The following is an 18,712-nucleotide window of genomic DNA, read 5'->3' as shown; positions in this document are numbered from 1 at the left end:
TGCCGCCGGATTTCGCCGGCATGATTTGCACTGTCTTCCATCCGACCACCGTGCCAAGAAGCGTGGCTTGAAAATGCAGGCAGACAGGGACGCAATGGCGAACGACACGATGGACGCGCAGCAGGTGGCGGCAAGGGCTTCGGCCAAGGAACTGACGCTGCGCGGCATCCTGCTGGGCGGGGCGATCACGCTGCTGTTCACGGCCGCGAACGTCTACCTCGGCCTGAAGGTCGGGCTGACTTTCGCCACGTCGATCCCGGCGGCGGTCATTTCCATGGCAATCCTGCGCGGGTTCAAGGACTCGACGATCTGGGAGAACAACATCGTCCAGACCGTGGCGAGCGCGGCGGGCACGCTGGCGGCGATCATCTTCGTGCTGCCCGGCCTCGTCATGATCGGCTGGTGGCAGGGCTTCCCGTACTGGACGACGGCCGCGATCACCGGCACCGGCGGTATCCTCGGCGTGCTGTTCTCCGTCCCGCTGCGCCGTGCGCTGGTGGTCGATACCCCGCTGCCTTATCCCGAAGGCCATGCCGCCGCCGAAGTGCTACGCGTGGGTTCGGGCTCTCGTGAAGGTGCGGAGGAAAGCGCGAAGGGCCTCTCCGTGCTGGTCTGGAACGCGCTCGCGTCCGTGGGTTTCGCGGTGCTGACGCAGACCCGGCTGATCGTTGGTGAGGCCGCCGTGTGGTTTCGCACCGGCTCTGGCGCGACGGGGATTTCCGGCGGCCTGTCGTTCGCGTTGCTTGGCGTGGGGCACCTCGTCGGCCTGTCGGTCGGCATGGCGATGTTCCTGGGCCTCGTCATCGGCTGGTGGGTGCTGCTGCCGATCCTGACCGCGCAGAGCCCGATTGCAGGCGACGTCGGCGCCTGGGCGGGCGCGATCTTCTCGCGCGATGTGCGCTTCTTCGGCGCGGGCGTGATCGGCGTGGCGGCGGTGTGGACGCTGCTGCGGATCGCCGGGCCGGTGATCGGCGGCGTGCGCTCCGCCATGGCCGCAAGCCGTGCGCGCCATGCCGGCGAGGCGCTGGCGATCGAGGAGCAGGATCTGCCCATTACCGCCGTGGCGCTCGGCGCGCTGGCGATGATGGTGCCGATCGCGGTGCTGCTGTGGAGCGTCATCGCCGGTGGTCCGCTGGCGGGCAGCGAACTGGTGCTGATCGCGGGCGCGGTCGTCTTCGTCGTCGTCTTCGGCCTGCTGATCGCGGCGGTCTGCGGCTACATGGCGGGCCTGATCGGTGCGTCGAACTCGCCGGTGTCGGGTATCGGTATTCTCTCCGTCGTCGCTGCATCGCTGATGCTGGTCGGGTTGTTCGGGCGCGATTCCGGCGCAGAGACGTCGTCGGCGCTGGTCGCCTATGCGCTGATCGTCACCGGCATCGTCTTCGGCGTCGCGACCATCTCCAACGACAACCTGCAGGACCTCAAGACCGGCCAGCTGGTCGGTGCGACGCCGTGGAAGCAGCAGGTCGCGCTGGTGATCGGCGTGGTGTTCGGATCGCTGGTGATCCCGCCGGTGCTCGATCTGCTCAACACCGCGTTCGGGTTCGCCGGGATGCCGGGCGCGGGGGCGAACGCCTTGCCCGCGCCGCAGGCGGCGCTGATCTCGGCGCTGGCCAAGGGCGTGCTGGGCGGCAACCTCAACTGGACCATGATCGGCTGGGGCGCCGCTGCGGGCGTGGCGTTCATCGTGCTCGACGAAGTGCTCGGCAAGGCCGGACGTCTGCGCTTGCCGCCGCTCGCGGTGGGAATCGGCATCTACCTGCCTATGAGCGCGATCCTGCCGGTCGTGATCGGATCGGTCATCGGCAAGGTCTACGACGGCTGGGCGGAGAAGCGCGCCGATCCCGAATTCGCGCTGCGCATGGGTGTGCTGACCGCCACTGGCATGATCGTGGGCGAGAGCCTGTGGGGCGTCGCCTTCGCTGGCATCGTCGCCGCATCGGGCAGCGATGCGCCGCTGGCGCTTGTCGGCGACGGCTTCGAGGTTCCCGCTTTGGTTGGCGGCACCGCGCTGTTCTTCGCGCTGGTGGCGTTCCTCTACGGCCGCACGCGCAAGCTGGTGGGGTGATCGTCGTCCCGGGCTTGACCCGGGACCGCCGGGTGTCTTTAGCTATGCGCCATGGCGCAGGGGGCTTCGACAAGCTCAGCCTGAGCGGGATCAAGAACAGGTCTTCAAATCCCGCTCAGGCTGAGCTTGTCGAAGCCCCATCGGTTCAAACCGCCAGCGGTCGAACGGAGAGGCAGACTTGAAGCACATCCCCTGGATCATCCTCGCGATTGTCGGCGCGGTCTGCCTTGCGGTGCTGGCCGTATCGCGCGGGGAGGCGGTCAATGCGCTGTGGATCGTGGTCGCGGCGGTGAGCTGCTTCCTCGTCGCCTATCGCTACTATGCGCTGTATATTGCGCGGCATGTGATGCGGCTGGACCCCACTCGCGCGACGCCCGCGATCTACCGCGCCGACGGTCTGGACTATGTCGCCACCGACCGGCGCGTGCTGTTCGGCCACCACTTCGCGGCGATCGCAGGCGCGGGGCCGCTGGTGGGGCCGGTTCTGGCGGCGCAGATGGGCTATCTGCCGGGCACCTTGTGGATCATCTTCGGCGTCGTGCTGGCAGGCGCCGTGCAGGACTTCATGGTCCTGTTCATCTCGATGCGGCGCGACGGCAAGTCGCTGGGCGAACTCGTGCGCATGGAGATGGGCGCGGTTGCAGGCACCATCGCGCTGGCGGGCGCCTTCCTCATCATGGTCATCATCCTCGCGGTGCTCGCGCTGATCGTCGTGCGCGCGCTGGCGGAGAGCCCGTGGGGCATGTTCACCGTCGCCGCGACGATCCCGCTGGCGCTGGCGATGGGCATCTACACCCGCTGGATCCGGCCGGGGCGCATCGGCGAAGTCTCGGTGCTGGGCTTCGTCGGCCTGATCGCGGCGATCGTGTTCGGGCAGAACGTCGCGGCTTCCGGGGTATGGGGGCCGCTGTTCACCTTCACCCCGCAGACCTTGTGCTGGATTCTGATCGGCTACGGCGCGCTGGCCTCGCTGCTGCCGGTGTGGCTGCTGCTGGCGCCGCGCGACTACCTCTCCACTTTCCTTAAGATCGGCGCGATCACGGCGCTGGCGGTGGGTATCGTCGTCATGGCGCCGCCGCTGCGGATGCCAGCGCTGACCCAGTTCGTCGGCGGAGGCGGTCCTGCTTGGTCCGGCGCGCTGTTCCCATTCCTGTTCATCACCATCGCCTGCGGAGCGGTGTCGGGCTTCCACGCGCTGATCGCCAGCGGCACCACGCCCAAGCTGATCGGCAGCGAGACCGACGCGCCGTTCATCGGTTACGGCGCGATGCTGATGGAGGCGTTCGTGGCGATCATGGCCCTCGTCGGCGCCTCGATCCTCGATCCGGGCATCTACTTCGCGATGAACAGCCCTGCCGCCGTGCTGGGCACCGACCCTGCCAGTGCCGCCCATGCGGTGACCGCGATGGGCTTCCCGGTCTCGGCCGACCTCCTGGTCCAGACCGCGCGCGACGTGGGCGAGCACACCATCGTATCACGCACCGGCGGCGCGCCGACGTTGGCGGTGGCGATGGCGGAGATCTTCAGCCACGTCGCGGGCGGCACGGCGATGAAGGCGTTCTGGTATCACTTCGCCATCCTCTTCGAGGCGCTGTTCATTCTCACCGCCGTCGATGCGGGTACGCGCGCCGGGCGCTTCATGCTGCAGGATCTGATCGGCCTTGCGGTGCCCTCGTTCCGCGCGGGAACCTCGTGGCTGCCGGGCGTGGTGGCGACGGCGCTGTGCGTGCTGAGCTGGGGCTTCTTCCTTTATCAGGGCGTCACCGATCCGCTGGGCGGGGTGAACACGCTGTGGCCGGTGTTCGGCATCTCCAACCAGATGCTGGCGGCGGTGGCGCTGATGCTGGCAACCACGGTGCTGTTCCGCATGAAGCAGCAGCGTTATGCGTGGGTGACGGTGATCCCGACCGTCTGGCTGCTCATCTGCACACTGAGCGCCGGTTCGCTCAAGCTGCTGTCGAGTGATCCGACAGTCGGTTTCCTCGCCCACGCGGCGAAGTTCGGCGCGGCTGTCGAGGCTGGCACGGTGCTCGCGCCGGCCAAGTCGTTGGAGCAGATGCGGGCCATCGTATTCAACGACCGCGTCGATGCCGGGCTCTGCGTGATCTTCCTCGCGGTGGTGATCTCGCTGCTGTTCTTCACCGTGCGCACCTGCATGGCGGCGCTGCGTGAAGACCGCCCGACCGTCAACGAGAGCCCCGTGCAGTTGGTCCCGGCCGAATGAGAATGTTGCGCCAGATGCTGCGGCTCATGGTTGGACAGCCGCCGTATGAAGTCTACCTTGCCCACATGGCGCGCGTGCACCCGGACGCTACGCCGATGACCCGCGTGGAGTTCTTTCGCAACCGCGAGCAGGCACGCTTTGGCGGCGCGGGCGGGGGCAAGTGCTGCTAGCCAGGTTCGTCATTGCTTCGCCTCGCTCGCAATGACGGGGGTGCTTACGGCCTCAGCACCCAGCCTCCATCGACGTGGATGGTCTGCCCGGTGATCCAACGTCCGGCTTCCGAACACAGCAGCATTGCCGTGCCGACCAGTTCGTCCGGTTCCCCGCGCGAACGCAGGGCGCAGGTCATGTCGAGAAACTGGATGAAAGGGGAATCGTCGGGCACCAGCAGCTTGCCTGCGTCCGACTTGACGTTGCCCGGAGCAATGGCGTTGCAGGTTATGCCGTCCTTGCCGAATTGCTTCGCCATAGTCGTCGTTAGACCCACCAGCGCCAGCTTGGAGATGCCGTAGAGCCCCGTCGCCGGGAACGCCCCTCCGCTGGTCTGGTTGACGATCCGACCGCCACCACGTGCCCGCATCGAGGGGATCACTGCCCGGGCACAGAGCAGCGCGCCGTTGAGGTTCACCGCGAAGGCCCGGTTCCACGCCTCCAGACTGACGGTTTCGCAATTGTCGTAGCTGACGTCCACCATCAGCGCGGCGTTGTTGATCAGGATGTCGACGCCCCCGAAGGCCGCGGTCGCCGCCGCGCCCATCGCCAGCGTCGAGGTTTCGTCCGCCACGTCCACCTGCACGCCGAGGGCCTTGCCGCCGCTCGCGATGATTTCCTCGGCTACGGCCTGAGCGCCTGCACCGTTGAGGTCGGCCACGACCACGGCCGCGCCCGCTTCGGCCAGCCCGAGCGCATAGGCGCGCCCGATGGAATTGCCGCGCCCGCCCGCGCCGGTGACTACCGCCACCTTGCCGTCGAGCCGGAACTGATCGAGGGAAAATGTCATGCGTTGGGTCCTTCAGCCTGCAGTGATGCCCGCGTCGATCGAGAGGCACGCGCCATGGAAGCCGCGCCCGGCGTCCGAAGCGAGGAGGACGATCATGTCCGCCACGTCCTGCACCTCGACCAGTCCGCGCATTCCCGAGAAGCGTTTGAGCAGGTCGATGTCGCAGCCCTCCGGGGGGACGTAGTTCGCCGCGATGTTCGTCATCATGCCGCCCGGTGCGACGGCGTTGATGCGGATGGCCTTCTTCTGGAATTCCATCGCCAGTGCCTTGGTCATGCCGACGAGGCCCCACTTGCTCGCGCAATAGGCGGCGGCATAGGCCTCGCCGATGTAGGAGGCGCAGGATGCCACGTTGACGATCGCGCCATGGGTTTCCAGCAGGTGCGGGATCGCCGCCTGCGACAGGAAGAACGGCGCGTTGAGGTTGACGTCGATGGTGCGCTCATAGCGCTCGCGCGGCATCTCGGGCGTGTTGGCGAGATAGATCAGTCCGGCGACGTTGCAGAGGGCATCAAGCCGCCCGAAAGCCTCGACAGCCCCGGCGACGGCGGCCTGGCAGGCCGCCGGGTCGGAAAGGTCGGCGGCTTCGCTGCGCACCTCGGCCGAGCCGAGCAGCCCGACCGTTTCGGCAAGGCCGGCGGCGTCGAGGTCGACCAGCCATAATCTCGCGCCTTCCGCAGCCAGCTTCAGCGCCGTGGCACGGCCAAGGCCCGATGCGGCGCCAGTGACCAGGGCGACCTTGCCGGTGAGATTGAGGTTCTCGAAGATCATGGTTTCTCCGTGGTGACGCCGGTGGCGTCGAGAAATGGCATTGCGGCGGCGGCGAGGGCGTTGCCGGGCTGCGCGATCGCGCCGAGCAGGTTGACGTCCTTGAACAGCAGGCCCGCGCCGTGCGCGAAGGCGGGCGGGGAGGGCAGGCGGGCATAGACCTCGAAGCCGAAGCTGCGTCCGCTCGAATGGTTGATGAGGTCGGCCAGTGCAGCGCGGTCCACGCCGATGCCTTCGGCGATCTCCAGCGCGGCGTGGGCAAGGCCCATGTTGGCGGCGAGCAGGGCGTTGTTTACGATCTTGGCCCGCTGTCCGGCGCCGGGCGGGCCGAGCAGCACGATTTTGGCGCCGAAGGTCTGCAACACGGGGAGCGCCTTGGCGAAGGCTTCCTCGCTGCCGCCGCACATGACGGTGAGCGTTCCGGCCTCGGCTGCCGGACTGCCGCCGCTGACCGGGGCATCGAGCAGCAGCACGCCGCGCTCGGCCGCTTTCACGGCAAGCGCCTCGCAGGTCTGCGGAAGGATCGTCGAATGGATCGCCAGTAGCGTCCCGGGCCGCATGGTGGGCAGCAGGCGGTCGCAGACTTCAACCACGTCGGCATCGTTGACCACGCAGACGCCGACATGATCGCAGGCCGCCCCGAGTTCCGCCACCGAAGTCGCCGCCTTCGCGCCCTTTGCGGCGAACGGGGCGAGCGCCTCGGGTCGCCGGGCCCAGACGGTCAGCGCATTGCCCGCCATCATCCGCATGGCGATCGGCGCGCCTTGCGAGCCGAGGCCGATGAAACCCACCTTAGCCATTCCAGGGGAGTCCTTTCTCCACTTTGGCGATCATTTCGATCACGACGGCGTTGATGCGCGAGGCCTTGGGCCAGCCTGCGTGGGTGCCGTACTGGAGGACGAATTCCAGCATTTCCTCGGGCTGGCAGTTGCCGCTCGCCATCGCGGCGTGGATGTGGCTACGGATCGGGATGTCGGCGCCGGATTCGCAGACGCCGACGAGCGTGATCCACCGCCGCGAGGGTTCGTCGAGGCCGCGTCGCCGCCACATCTCGCCGAAGACGAAGTTGTTGATGCCGACCAGATAGGGCGAGTTCGGCGGGCCGGGCGGGAAGGTCATGACTTGCGCGAATTCGGCATGGCCCTGGTCGTTGCGCTCTTGCGCGTCCCAGGGTTCGGCGCGGATCGGCGGCACTTCGGCGGGCGGCAGGCCCAGCGCTTCGGCCACGCGGGTGACGGCCCGGTCGAGCCTGCCGCCGTTGCCCCAGCCCGAATAGACCGCGAGGTGCAGCGCCGCCTCGCGCAGTTCGGCGAGGGTCAGCGCGCCGGTGGCGAGGGCGCCGCGCACGAAGTCCTCGACCTGCCCGTCGGCCAGCCCGCAGGTCGCGGCCGAGGCCATGGCGACGAGGAAGCGGGCGCGACGCGGCAGGCCGGGCCGCGTCCAGACCTCGGCGAAGACGAAGTCGCGCCAGGATTCCTCCAGCAGCGTGGTCGGGGCGTGGGCTTCGCGCCCGGTCACCTCGGCTTGCGTGGCGAGGCCGGCGGCGCTGCGCGCGGCGGGATCGAGCAGGCTCATTGCAGGTTGATCCACACGTTGCGGACCTGCTGGAATTCGCGCAGCCCCTCGATCCCGCCGAGGCGGCCATGGCCCGAGTGTTTCATGCCGCCGAACGGCACGCAGGGCGTCATCGCCTCTCCGGAGCCGTTGACCTGCACTTGGCCCGCCATCATCTGCCCAGCTACGCGGTGTGCGCGGGTGAGGTCGGTGGTGTGGATATAGGCACCGAGGCCGTAGTCGCTGTCGTTGGCCAACATGACCGCCTCCTCCTCGCTGTCGAAGGGCGTGACGACGAGGACCGGGCCGAACACTTCGTTGCGGGCGATCTCGCTGCCGTGGCCGACGTCGGCGAGCACGGTGATCGGATAGAACGCACCGCCCGCGTGATCGCCGCCCATGCGCTCGCCCCCGCACACGATACGCCCGCCCTCTGCTGCCCCGCGCGTGACCATGCCGTGGATGCGATCGAGCGCGGTCTCGGAGATGATCGGGCCCATGATCGTGTCCATGGCGAAGGGATCGCCGACTTTCACATGCGCCGCCATGGCCTTGAGCATCTCGACGTAGGGCTCGTAGATCGCGCGTTCGACCAGCAGGCGGGTGCCGTTGACGCAGCCCTGTCCATTGGCGCTGACGGCGCCGGATAGTCCGCGCTTGGCGGCTTGTTGTAGATTTGTGTCGGCGAAAACCAGCACCGCCGACTTGCCGCCCAGTTCGAGCCCCACGGGTTTCAGCGACTGCGCCGCGCTGGCAAGGATCCTCTTGGCGGTGGCGCCGCTGCCGATGAACTCGATCTTGTCGATGCCGGGATGCTCGACCATCGCCGCGCCGACATCCGGGCCGCCGGTGACGAGGTTGACGACCCCCGGCGGAAAGCCCGCCAGCCGTATCAGTTCGAGCAGCTTCATGATCGACCACGGCGCATTTTCGGGGGCCTTCAGCACCACGCAGTTCCCGGCCGCAAGCGCCGGCGCCATTACCATGGTGGCCGCGAAGAACGGACCGTTCCACGGGACGATGATGCCGATGGTTCCGAACGGTTCATAGCTCACGTAGTCGTGCGCAGGGCCGCCCCAGGTCGGCACGGTACGGCCTTCCAGCTTGTCCGCCCAGCCGCCGAAATAGCGGAATTTCTGCGCCGCATCCGCGCTCATGTGCGGCCCGGCAAGGAGGATGGAGCCGTTCTCCGCGCTCAGCAGAGGGGACATTTCGGCGGCGCGCTCCTCGATCACCGAGGCGAGGCGCAGCATCAGGTCACGGCGCTTGTCGCCGGGCATGGCGCGCCACGCAGGGTGTGCGGCGCGGGCGGCGGCGACGGCGCGGTCGACGTCGTCGGCGCCTGCCAGCCTGATCTCGCGGGTCACTTCGCCGCTGGCGGGATAGACGTGCGCGAAAGTCTCGCCAGTGCCGGCGGTTTCGGCGCTTTCACCGATGACATGCGCGAATTCGGGCAGGGAAACGGCGGGCATGCGGAAGCCCATGGCACTGCTCTCCTCTCTTGCGGCAACTGCTGCGCCGCTTCGATGGGAGAAAGGCTATCGACCTATAAATAGGTGGTCAATTGACTTGAATTACGTATTATGGCGCCGATAATCGATGTGAAATTGACATAATAGGCACATTATTGGGAATGCCATGAGCGAAAAGAAGGCCAGTCTGATCGTCCGCACCACCGAAGTCCTGCGCGAGCGGATCTACGCGGCGCCCGAGGGGGAGCGGATCGGATCTCTGCACGAACTGGCGCGCTCGCTGGAGGTGGGGATCGTCACGCTGCAGCAGGTTGCTCGGGTTCTGGAGCACGAAGGGCTGCTGGAAGTGCGTCGCGGTCCCGGCGGCGGCTACTACGGAGTGCGGCCCGACGCCGCGGCGCTGGAGCGCGGTCTCCACGCTTACATGCGCATGAACCCGGCGTCCTACGAAGAGGCGCTCGACATGACCTCGCTGCTGTTCAACGAACTGGCGACGGCGGCAGCGCGGTGTACCGACGCGGGGTTGCGCGCGAAGCTGGCGGCATTGGCGGAGCGGCTGCCCGCCTGCGTCACCATGATGGATTGTGGCCGCTTCGAGATGGAGTTCCAGGAACTGTTGTTCCGCATGGTCCGCCGCCCGCTTTTCGAGATGCTGACTCGGGTGACGCTCCATTACTCCACCGCGCATACTGCTCCGGACCTCAAGGTCTTCGATGACGACGGTGCGGCATGGCGCGAGGGGCGGGCGAGGATCATCGCCGCGATCCTCGCTAACGATGCAGACCTGACGCGGTTCGAGGCCGATCGGCAGAACCGCGCGGTGGTCCTTGCCTACCTGGAAGCGCGGGACTGAATCAGAACCGGTAGCTCAGCCAGCCGGCGAGGAAGTCGGAACTCTTGTAACCCGCGTCGGTCAGCGCCGGTCCGGCATCGAGATGCTCGTAGCGGCCGGTAAAGGACAGGCGCGGCGTGATCGTCCATACCAGTTGTAGCCGCGCCAGTTCGGCCACCTTGCGCGCCGTGCCGTTCTGGGTTCCAGCGAACGGCTGTCCATTGGCGCGGTAGACCGCGTCTTGGATGTTATCGCGCCAGGCGAACTCGTATTCCGCCAGCACGCGCACGTCCTTGACCGGCGAGAAGCTGAAGTTCGGCGTGACTGCCCGCAGGTTCGAGGGCGTCAGGTAGAGCTGGTAGCTGAAGTAGATGTTGTTTCCGAAAGGTGAGTAGGCATTACGCAGCTTGCCGTTGCCATATCCGCCCCCGCCGCTGGCGTAGTCGAAATGGACGCCGACACGCGGGGCGGTCTTGCTCTTGCCCAGCCTGTAGGTCTGGGCGATGAAGGCCTGCCAGGCGGAAATATCCTGGTCCATGTAGTAGCCCCACTGCCGGTTGACCGACCAGTCGAGGTTTATCGCCCCCACTTCGCCGCGCAGCCAGCCGCCGAGATAGTAGCGCGTAGCCGGGCCTATGCGGCCGCCCCATGCACCGACGTCATTATGCCGCCGCCACAGGAATGCGTCGAAGGCGAGGTTCGCCTTGTTGCCAAGGATCGTCTTGGGCAGCATCACGCCTACCGAGGCGCCGGAGAAGCGGCGTGCCGGATCGTTGACGTCGTCGCCGGTGCCGAGGTCGCCATAGGCGGTGGGGCGAAAGTCGAAGGCGTCGATGCGCAGCTTCGATCCGCGCGCGTAGAAACGCCAGCCGTTCATCGTGTAGCGGATGGTGTTGTTGTCGCGCTGTGATGCCAGCAGATTGGGGCCGTCGACGAACTCTTGCCGGCCGTAGCGTACGCCGACATCGACATCGCCGATGTCGGTGCGTGCCTCGACGAAGGACTGCTGGATGACAACGTCGTTGCGCAGGGTGGCAGCAGGAGCGCCGAGGTTGCGGCCGGAAATGCCGCCATGGGCGACCTCGCCATAGAACCGCAAGTGCTCGCCGATGTGGAGATCCGCGCCGCCGACGATGCGGTTGATGTCCTGTCGTTGGGCCTCGGCTTCGCGCAGGTTCGGGTTGGTGGTCTGGTTGACGCGCAGGCGAAGCTCCCCCGAGAGGGTCAGATAGATATCGCCGTCACTGTCGAGCGGGATGTACTTGAGCCGGTCGAGCGGATCGTCGCGCTTTGCCGGATCGGCCATGGAGGTCCAGTCCTCGGCCCAGCGCGAGAGCGAATAACCGCCGGTTACTGCACCGTCGCCGTTGAAGGCCTGCGGGTAGGCGGCATCTTTGGCTTGGGCCGCTGAAGGGGCCAGCGAGGCGGCCGTCGCCAGGGCGAGCGGCAGGGTGGCGGCGCGAAGCCGCGAAGTAACGGTAGTCATGGGGTGCGACCCTTGTGGCTCTGTAGTCGTTTTTGGTTTTATTCGGCGGGCGCGAGAATCGCTGCGGGGAGCGCGTGGCCGGACAGTGCCGCGTCGAGCTGCGCGTGGTCGAGCTTGCCCTCCCAGCGGGAGACGACGACGGTGGCCACCGCATTGCCGACGAAGTTGGTCAGGCTGCGGCATTCCGACATGAAGCGGTCCACGCCGAGGATCAGCGCCATGCCCGCGACCGGCACGTCCGGCACGATCGAGAGCGTTGCGGCCAGCGTGATGAAGCCCGCGCCGGTGACACCCGCTGCACCCTTGGACGACAGCATCGCCACGCCAAGAAGCAGCAGTTGCTGGCCCAGCGTCAGGTCCACGTTGCAGGCTTGAGCGATGAACAGCGCCGCCAGCGTCATGTAGATGTTGGTGCCGTCGAGGTTGAAAGAGTAGCCGGTGGGAACGACGAGGCCGACGACGGCCTTGGGGCAGCCGGCGCGCTCCATCTTTTCGATGAGGGCGGGCAGGGCGCTTTCCGAGGAGGAGGTGCCCAGAACCAGCAGCAGCTCGGCCTTGAGGTAGGCGATCAGCTTGAAGATCGAGAACCCGCACAGCTTCGCCACCGCGCCAAGCACGAAGACCACGAACAGGATCGAGGTCAGGTAGAACGTTGCCACCAGCTGCGCGAGGTTGGCGAGGCTGCCGACGCCGTACTTGCCGATGGTGAAGGCCATCGCGCCGAAGGCGCCGATCGGGGCGAGCTTCATCACGATCGAGACGAGCTTGAAGACGACGATGGAAATGTCCTCGAGCAGCGACAGCACCTTGTCGCCGCGTTCCCCAATCGCGGCCAGCGAGCAGCCGAACAGGATCGCCACGACGAGCACCTGCAGGATGTTCTCCTGCGCCAGCGCTGAGACCAGCGTGTCCGGGATCATCGCGTTGAGGAAACCGAGCAGCGAGGTCTCGTGCGCCTTTTCGGCGTACTGCGCGACCTTGCCCGCATCGAGCGTGGCGGGATCGATATTGAAGCCCGCGCCCGGCCGTACGACGTTCGCGACGGTCATGCCGACGATCAGCGCGAGCGTCGAGAAGAACAGGAAGTAGGCGAAGGCCTTCGCCGCCACGCGCCCGACAGAGCCGAGATCGCGCATTCCGGCGATACCGGTGACGATGGTGAGGAAGATGACCGGAGCGATCACCATCTTCACCAGTTTGATGAACATGTCGCCGACCGGCTTCAGCGATTCGCCGACCGCCGGGTAGAAATGGCCGAGCAGCACGCCTGCGGTGATCGCGGCGAGAACCTGGACATAGAGGTGGGTATACCAACGCTTCGCAGCGACCGGCTGAATGTGCGACGGATCATAATGCATACGGAATAAGCCTTCGTCATCCTCGTGGCACCGACGACACCCTTGGGGTGATGCTCGTGCCTAGGGTCAGACTGCAATCCGTTTCATTGCGTGCAAAGAAGAATTGCACGTTTGTAAAAATATCATAATTTCAATTATGTAATGAAAGTCTTTGAGACATCATGTCCTAAAATTGGCCCTCGCCCACGCCCTGTAGTGCAGAAACTTGCACATCGCTTCATCCTGGCCTAGGCGGATTCGCGTGGTTCGATCACGCTATCTCTGGTGGCTTACGGCGGCGCTGGTCTGCGCCGTGGCGGTGGCATTCCTGACCGGACTGGCGGTACGGCAGGCCGGCACCACGCGGTTCGCTGCGCAGGCGGCTGTCGACGCCCGGTTGCGTCAGGCTCTGCTGGCCAGCGAGATCGCCCGCTTCCGGCTTCTCCCGCTGGCGCTGGCAGACGATCAGGACCTCGTCGCGCTCGTCGCCGGTCGTCCGGGAGCCGAAGCCGTGATGAATGCCAAGCTCGAACGGCTGTCGCGCGATCTTGGCTCGCCCATCATCTACGTGATCCGCAAGGACGGGCTGACCCTCGCAGCCAGCAACTGGCGCGATCCGCGAAGCTTTCTCGGCAAGGACTACAGCTTCCGGCCCTACTTCCGGGCGGCCCTGCGCAGCGGGATCGGCGAGCAATTCGCGCTCGGAACCGTCAGTCACCGTCCCGGCCTGTTCTTCGCGCGGCGCGCGGCGGGCGGTAGCGTCGTGGTCATGAAGATGGAATTCGACCGCGTCGAAGAGCAGTGGCGCGAGGCGAACGGAGTCACTTTCGTCACCGACCGCGACGGTGTGATCCTCGTCACCAGCCGTCGAGACTGGCGCTATGCCGCTACGCTTCCGCTGTCTTCGGAACGCAGCAGGCGCGAGCGTGAGTTGATCGGGGTCGGCGACCTCGGGCCTGTACCGTTTCGCGAGCACGGCGGCGGCCGAGTCACCATGCGCGGCGAAAAAGGCGACCATCTTCTGACCACCACCGCCGCCGATGGCTTGGGCTGGCGGGTCAGTCTGGCGCTGCCGCTGCAGGGAGCGGTGGATGCCGTGGTGCGGGCTGCGCAGATCGCGGCGGCGCTGCTTACCCTCGCCGTGTTCGCGCTGGTCGCGTTCGTGCGGGAACGGGGGCGTCGCCGCCGTGAGCATACCGCACAACTGGAGGCGGCCGTGGCCGAGCGCACCATCGACCTGCGCCGGGAGATCGAGGAGCGCGCCGCCGCCGAGGCGCACGCAGCGCAGCTTCGCGAGGGTCTGCGGCAAGCCAATCGCCTTGCCACGCTCGGGCAGGTGACGGCGAGCGTCGCGCACGAGACCGCGCAGCCGGTCGCCGCGATCCGCAATTATGCCGCAACCTCGCGGCAACTGCTGGACATGGGCGCCGAGGATGCCGTGCGTGACAATCTCTCGGCGATCGACCGTCTGGCCGAACGGATCGGCGCAGTGACCGCGGAACTGCGCGGTTTCGCGCGCAAGGGCAGCCGTGCGGGCGGACCGATCCCGCTTGTCGAGGTGATCGAGGGCGCCTGCTTGCTCCTGAAGGAGCGCTTGTCGCACGTCATCTTCGTGGTGCCGGAGGTGCCGCCGGGCCTGCTCGTGTTCGGGGGGCACGTCCGGCTGGAGCAAGTGCTCGTCAACATCCTGCAGAACGCGCTCGAGGCACTGGAGGGACAGGCGGATGCCCGGATCGAACTGGTTGTGGAAGCGGGCACGGAAACAGTGCGGATGACGCTGCGCGACAATGGCCCGGGCATCGCGCAGGACGTCGCCGACCGTCTGTTCACGCCTTTCGCCACCAGCCGGCCGACCGGACTGGGGCTTGGCCTCGTCATTTCCAAGGACATCGTCGAGGACTTCGGCGGCACCCTTCAACTCGAGCCCTCCGAGCGCGGAGCCTGCTTCGCCATCGTATTGAGACGAGCATCATGAACGAGCAGGCATCATGAACGATCATGCCCCCGGACAGGCCAGGCGCGTCGCGCTCGTGGAGGACGATGCGGACTTGCGCATTTCCACGGCGCAAGTGCTGACACTTGCGGGCTTCGTCGTGGAGAGCTTTACCGCTGCCCGGCCCGCGCTCGACGCCATCGATGCCGAGTGGCCGGGAATTGTCGTGTCGGACGTGCGGATGCCGCACATGTCGGGGACCGAATTGTTCCGGGCTCTGTATGAGCGTGATCCCGAACTGCCGGTGATCCTCGTGACCGGCCATGGCGACGTGGCGATGGCGGTCGATGCGCTGAAGGCCGGGGCCTGGGATTTCCTGACCAAGCCGTTCGATCCACAGGCTCTGGTCGCGGCTGCCGACCGGGCCGCGATGGCGCGAGGGCTGGCGCTCGACAACCGGCGGCTGAGAGCGGCGGCGCAAGGCGATGCCGCCTCGGGGCTCATCGGCGAATCTCCCGCGATCCGCCGCCTGCGCGAAATGATCCCAACCCTGGGCAATGCTGACATCGACCTGTTCATCGAAGGGGAAACCGGCACCGGCAAGGAACTGCTCGCCCGGCTCATCCATCGTGCGGGCAAACGATCGCGCCAGCGGTTCATGGCGGTTTCCTGTGGCGCCTTGCCGGAGGCGCTGGAGGACGAACTTTTTGCGCCGATGGGCGAGGCGAGCATTGCTTCGGTCGCGCGCGGCACACTGTTCCTCGACGACATAGACCACGCCTCGCGGCGGCTGCAAGCGCGTCTGACCCCGCTGGTGGAGGAGCGCGTGCTCCGCAGCCCCGGCGCGCGCGAGCCGCTGCCGCTGGACTTGCGCGTGATCGCTACGGGCGGGACGGACGAGGGGGACTTGTCCGAGAAGATCACGCCCGGCCTGTTCTATCGCCTTGCGGCGCTACGCCTGCGGATGCCGCCTCTGCGTGAGCGGAGGGAAGACGTGCCGGCGCTCTTCGCGCACCTTGCCGGAGCCGCCGCGACCCGGCTACGACTGCCGCTGCCGATGATGACCGGCACCGTGCGGCATCATCTGTCGAGCCACGACTGGCCGGGCAACGTGCGCGAACTGGCGCATTTTGCAGAGCGTTTCGTGCTCGGGCTGGAAGATGCCGTGCCTGAGGCTCCAGGCGAGCCTTCCGGCGATACCCTGCCGCAGCGTCTAGACGCGTTCGAGCGTGATACGATCGTGGCGGCAGTGCTGGGCACGAAGGGGGAGATCGGCGCGGCGATCAAGCGGCTCGGCATCCCTCGCAAAACCTTCTACTACAAGGTGCACAAGCACGGCATCGACCTGACGACGCTGCGCAAGGGTGGGCGCTGAGAGCGGTCGATGCCGCACTGAAATACCCGGCATGGGCATTTTGAACGGAACTACGTCTCCACCGGCAGGCCGGTCCATGGGGCGCTCCGCCGCGCGATTGTTGCAAGACCGCGACCGCGCTGCGACCTTCTGAAATGCGTTGGCAAACCGATGGGGCCAAGGATCGGATAGCCGAAGCCTGAAATGGAGGAAGCCATGCTCCAAGGAGCGATCGAGCGGCTCGCCGACCCCGCGGCACCGCAGAAACTCTGCTTTTTCTTCAACGCTCAATTGCACCACGTTTTGCACGCGATGCCGCTGGCGATCGAACTCGCTCGCGATCCGCGCTTTGCCGTGGACGTCATGGCGATGACGGCGGAGCATATTGCCATGGCCCGCGACATTGCTCGGCGGCATGGCGTTTCAACGATCCGCTTCGTGCAGGTCGAGGGGGGCATGCTCTCCGCTTTCACACGACTGGTGGGTGTCGTTACTCCGCCCAAGCTCGTTGCTCTTGCGGCGGCGCGCAGTCGGCTTGCGGCATATGACGCCATCGTCGTGCCGGAGCGCACGTCGCTGCTGCTGCGCCATGTCGGTTTGCGGCGTACTTGCTTCATCCACACCTGCCATGGTGCGGGCGACCGGGCAGTGGGCTACGACCGTCGCATCCGCCAGTTCGACTTCGTCCTTCTGGCGGGCGAGAAGCAGCGCTGCCGGATGCTCGACAAGGGCCTGATCCGCGAGGGCCACTATGCGATCGTCGGCTACGGCAAGTTCGACCTCACCGCGGATCGTGCCCCGGCCCGGCTGTTCCCGCAGGATCGGCCGGTGGTGCTGTACAACCCTCATTTCTCGCGCAAGCTGTCCTCGTGGCCGCAGATGGGCCTCGACGTGGTTCGCCAGTTCGCCGAGGATGACCGCTTCAACCTCATCGTGGCGCCGCACATCCGCATGTACGACGGTTGCCGTCGCCGCGAACGCATGGAACGCCAACTCGAGGAATTTGCCCGCCTCCCGCACGTTCACGTCGATCTCGGCAGCGCGTCGAGCGTGGATATGAGCTATACGCGCATGGCCTCGGTCTATCTCGGCGATGTCAGCAGCCAGATCTACGAGTTCGTCGTACGCCCGCGTCCCTGCCTTTTCCTCAATGCGCATGGAGCCAACTGGCAGGGCAATCCGAGCTACCGACACTGGCAATACGGCCCGGTTCACGAGGACTGCGAAGACATTGCCGACAAGGTTGCCCATGCGATCGCCTCGCATGGCATTTACGCTCCGGTCCAGTTGCAGGGCCTTCAGGACACTTTCGACACAGATGGACCTCGTGCATCCGAGCGTGCCGGGCGGGCCGTTGCAGATTTCCTGACCTCGCGCGCAAGGTGGGCCACCAAGGCACGGGCGGTAACATCGTACGGTTTCGGCCGCAGGAGCGCTCTCATCCATGAATGAGGCCGCGAGCATATGGGTGGTCGCGCGCGTCCATGCGCCGGACGAGGGTGGTGTACAGACTTACGTGAGCCAGGTCGCGCGTGCCTATGCGCGTAGCGGCCGGACGGTTACCGTCTTTGCCAAGTCATCAGCCGGGCCGCGTCGCCTTTGTGAAGACGGCATCACCCTGATCGACGTGGGGCCAGCGGCGCACTTGGTGGTCTATGCCCGGCTAGCGATGGCAATGCTGCGGGCATGGCTGGGCGGCGCGCGGCCATCCGCCATCCACGCCTGCACATGGCGCGCGGCGATCCCGGCGCTGCTGTTCCCGCGTTCCTTGCTCGTAACCGTACATGGGCGCGAGGTGGGTCGTCCGTCGAGGGGCGCGTTCAGGCTCATGAACGCGGTGCTGTCCCGGACCACTCGGATACTTGCGGTGAGCGATGCCACGCGCCGCCTGCTGCTCGATCGCGCGCCTGATCTCGCCGGTCGCTGCGTCACGGTCTGGAATGGCGTCGTCCTGCCCGCCGATGAACGGTGCGAGCCCGCAAACGCCCTGCTGCGCGTGATTACGGTTTGCCGCCTCGTCCCGCGCAAGAACGTGCCCGCAGCATTGCGTGCGGTTGCTGCCTGCCGGGGCGAGAGCATTGCGCTCGACTACGCAGTCATCGGCCGTGGTCCCGACGAAGAGGCCATCCGCGCGGCTCTGGAGCCGACCGCAGGTGGACTGGGCTCCACCGTAATGACCGGCTACGTCGATGATGCGGAACTGGCGGAGCGCCACCGGACTGCCGACATCTTCCTCCATCCTCAGATCGCGCTCGAAGATGGCGCGGAGATGGAGGGCTTCGGCATCAGTGTCGCCGATGCGATGGCGCATGGCATCGCCTGCATCGTCGGGCAGGACGGAGGCCCGGGCGAACTGGTGCGCGACGGGGTGACCGGCCTGGTCGTAGATGGCCGCGATCCGGCAGCCATTCGCGCTGCCCTGGCGTTGCTGGCGCGCGATCCGGCCTATCGGCGCCGTCTCGCCGAGAACGGGCGGCGGTTCGCGCGTGAGAACTTCTGCTGGGACCGTCACTGTCGACTTGCCCTCGAAGGTCTGGTGGCCGAAGTGGCCCACGTCGACGGCCATGGACAGGAACAACTCGCGATCTCGTTGAATTAGCATCGACGGGCGCGATTGCGGCTCGTTTCGGACCGTGCAGGCTTGAATGCCGGTATGTGGAGCGGCTAAGGCTTGCCCGGGGCGC

15 protein-coding genes are annotated in these 18,712 nt (G+C 66.7%); 8 read left to right on the top strand and 7 right to left on the bottom strand.

Annotation, left to right across the window (positions count from 1 at the left end; genetic code table 11):
• Positions 1-94: 94 nt before the first annotated feature.
• The 3 genes from PKE80_RS06865 (at position 95) to PKE80_RS06855 (ending at position 4,462) form a co-directional block, all read left to right on the top strand.
• Positions 95-2,068 carry an OPT family oligopeptide transporter gene (locus PKE80_RS06865; protein ID WP_271181853.1) on the top strand — a complete coding sequence of 658 codons (1,974 nt, stop codon included), beginning with the start codon at positions 95-97 and terminating at the stop codon, positions 2,066-2,068.
• A 178-nt stretch (positions 2,069-2,246) separates the two neighbouring features.
• The gene (locus tag PKE80_RS06860) at positions 2,247-4,292 is read left to right on the top strand and encodes a carbon starvation CstA family protein (protein ID WP_271181852.1); all 2,046 of its coding nucleotides are present in this window, start codon (positions 2,247-2,249) and stop codon (positions 4,290-4,292) included.
• A 2-nt stretch (positions 4,293-4,294) separates the two neighbouring features.
• Complete coding sequence (locus PKE80_RS06855; RefSeq protein ID WP_271181851.1) at positions 4,295-4,462, top strand: YbdD/YjiX family protein; 168 nt, start codon at positions 4,295-4,297, stop codon at positions 4,460-4,462.
• Positions 4,463-4,506: 44 nt separating this feature from the next.
• Here PKE80_RS06855 and PKE80_RS06850 read toward each other — a convergent pair whose 3' ends face one another.
• Genes PKE80_RS06850 through PKE80_RS06830 form a run of 5 tightly spaced genes read right to left on the bottom strand, consistent with a single transcriptional unit; the run spans position 4,507 to position 9,098 of the window.
• Positions 4,507-5,292, bottom strand: coding sequence for an SDR family oxidoreductase (locus PKE80_RS06850; RefSeq protein WP_271181850.1), 786 nt, complete (start codon positions 5,290-5,292; stop codon positions 4,507-4,509).
• A gap of 12 nt (positions 5,293-5,304) precedes the next feature.
• Positions 5,305-6,063, bottom strand: coding sequence for an SDR family NAD(P)-dependent oxidoreductase (locus tag PKE80_RS06845; RefSeq protein WP_271181849.1), 759 nt, complete (start codon positions 6,061-6,063; stop codon positions 5,305-5,307).
• On the bottom strand, positions 6,060-6,860 hold the full coding sequence (locus PKE80_RS06840) for an NAD(P)-dependent oxidoreductase (protein WP_271181848.1): 801 nt from the start codon (positions 6,858-6,860) through the stop codon (positions 6,060-6,062). Before PKE80_RS06840 ends, PKE80_RS06845 begins: the two co-directional genes overlap by 4 nt.
• Positions 6,853-7,635: a carboxymuconolactone decarboxylase family protein gene (locus tag PKE80_RS06835; RefSeq protein WP_271181847.1), complete on the bottom strand. Its 783-nt coding sequence runs from the start codon at positions 7,633-7,635 to the stop codon at positions 6,853-6,855. Before PKE80_RS06835 ends, PKE80_RS06840 begins: the two co-directional genes overlap by 8 nt.
• Entirely contained in the window at positions 7,632-9,098 is a 1,467-nt protein-coding gene (locus PKE80_RS06830; protein ID WP_271181846.1) for an aldehyde dehydrogenase family protein, read from the bottom strand. The genes PKE80_RS06835 and PKE80_RS06830 overlap by 4 nt, the downstream gene beginning before the upstream one ends.
• Positions 9,099-9,252: 154 nt before the next feature.
• Between PKE80_RS06830 and PKE80_RS06825 the strand changes: the two genes are divergently transcribed.
• Positions 9,253-9,939 carry a transcriptional regulator gene (locus PKE80_RS06825; RefSeq protein ID WP_271181845.1) on the top strand — a complete coding sequence of 229 codons (687 nt, stop codon included), beginning with the start codon at positions 9,253-9,255 and terminating at the stop codon, positions 9,937-9,939.
• A gap of 1 nt (position 9,940) precedes the next feature.
• On the opposite strand, the gene PKE80_RS06820 is transcribed toward PKE80_RS06825, so the two are convergent.
• Together PKE80_RS06820 and PKE80_RS06815 are read right to left on the bottom strand one after the other, a co-directional pair.
• Complete coding sequence (locus PKE80_RS06820) at positions 9,941-11,404, bottom strand: alginate export family protein (protein WP_271181844.1); 1,464 nt, start codon at positions 11,402-11,404, stop codon at positions 9,941-9,943.
• A gap of 38 nt (positions 11,405-11,442) precedes the next feature.
• Entirely contained in the window at positions 11,443-12,762 is a 1,320-nt protein-coding gene (locus PKE80_RS06815; RefSeq protein ID WP_271181843.1) for a dicarboxylate/amino acid:cation symporter, read from the bottom strand.
• Between the two features lie 241 nt (positions 12,763-13,003).
• Between PKE80_RS06815 and PKE80_RS06810 the strand changes: the two genes are divergently transcribed.
• The 4 genes from PKE80_RS06810 (at position 13,004) to PKE80_RS06795 (ending at position 18,627) form a co-directional block, all read left to right on the top strand.
• The gene (locus PKE80_RS06810; RefSeq protein WP_271181842.1) at positions 13,004-14,716 is read left to right on the top strand and encodes a sensor histidine kinase; all 1,713 of its coding nucleotides are present in this window, start codon (positions 13,004-13,006) and stop codon (positions 14,714-14,716) included.
• Positions 14,717-14,729: 13 nt separating this feature from the next.
• Positions 14,730-16,049 (top strand): sigma-54-dependent transcriptional regulator, encoded by a 1,320-nt coding sequence (locus tag PKE80_RS06805; RefSeq protein WP_271181841.1) that lies wholly within the window; start codon positions 14,730-14,732, stop codon positions 16,047-16,049.
• Positions 16,050-16,244: 195 nt separating this feature from the next.
• Positions 16,245-17,480: a CDP-glycerol glycerophosphotransferase family protein gene (locus PKE80_RS06800; protein WP_271181840.1), complete on the top strand. Its 1,236-nt coding sequence runs from the start codon at positions 16,245-16,247 to the stop codon at positions 17,478-17,480.
• A complete protein-coding gene (locus tag PKE80_RS06795) occupies positions 17,473-18,627 on the top strand; it encodes a glycosyltransferase family 4 protein (RefSeq protein ID WP_271181839.1) in 1,155 nt (384 codons plus the stop codon). The genes PKE80_RS06800 and PKE80_RS06795 overlap by 8 nt, the downstream gene beginning before the upstream one ends.
• The last annotated feature ends 85 nt before the right edge of the window (positions 18,628-18,712 follow it).

Origin of the sequence: Novosphingobium resinovorum, assembly GCF_027922145.1 — a bacterium.
GTDB classification, from domain to species: domain Bacteria; phylum Pseudomonadota; class Alphaproteobacteria; order Sphingomonadales; family Sphingomonadaceae; genus Novosphingobium; species Novosphingobium resinovorum.
The sequence above is the reverse complement of the archived record's forward strand: the minus strand, read 5'-3'. Positions and strand labels throughout refer to the sequence as shown.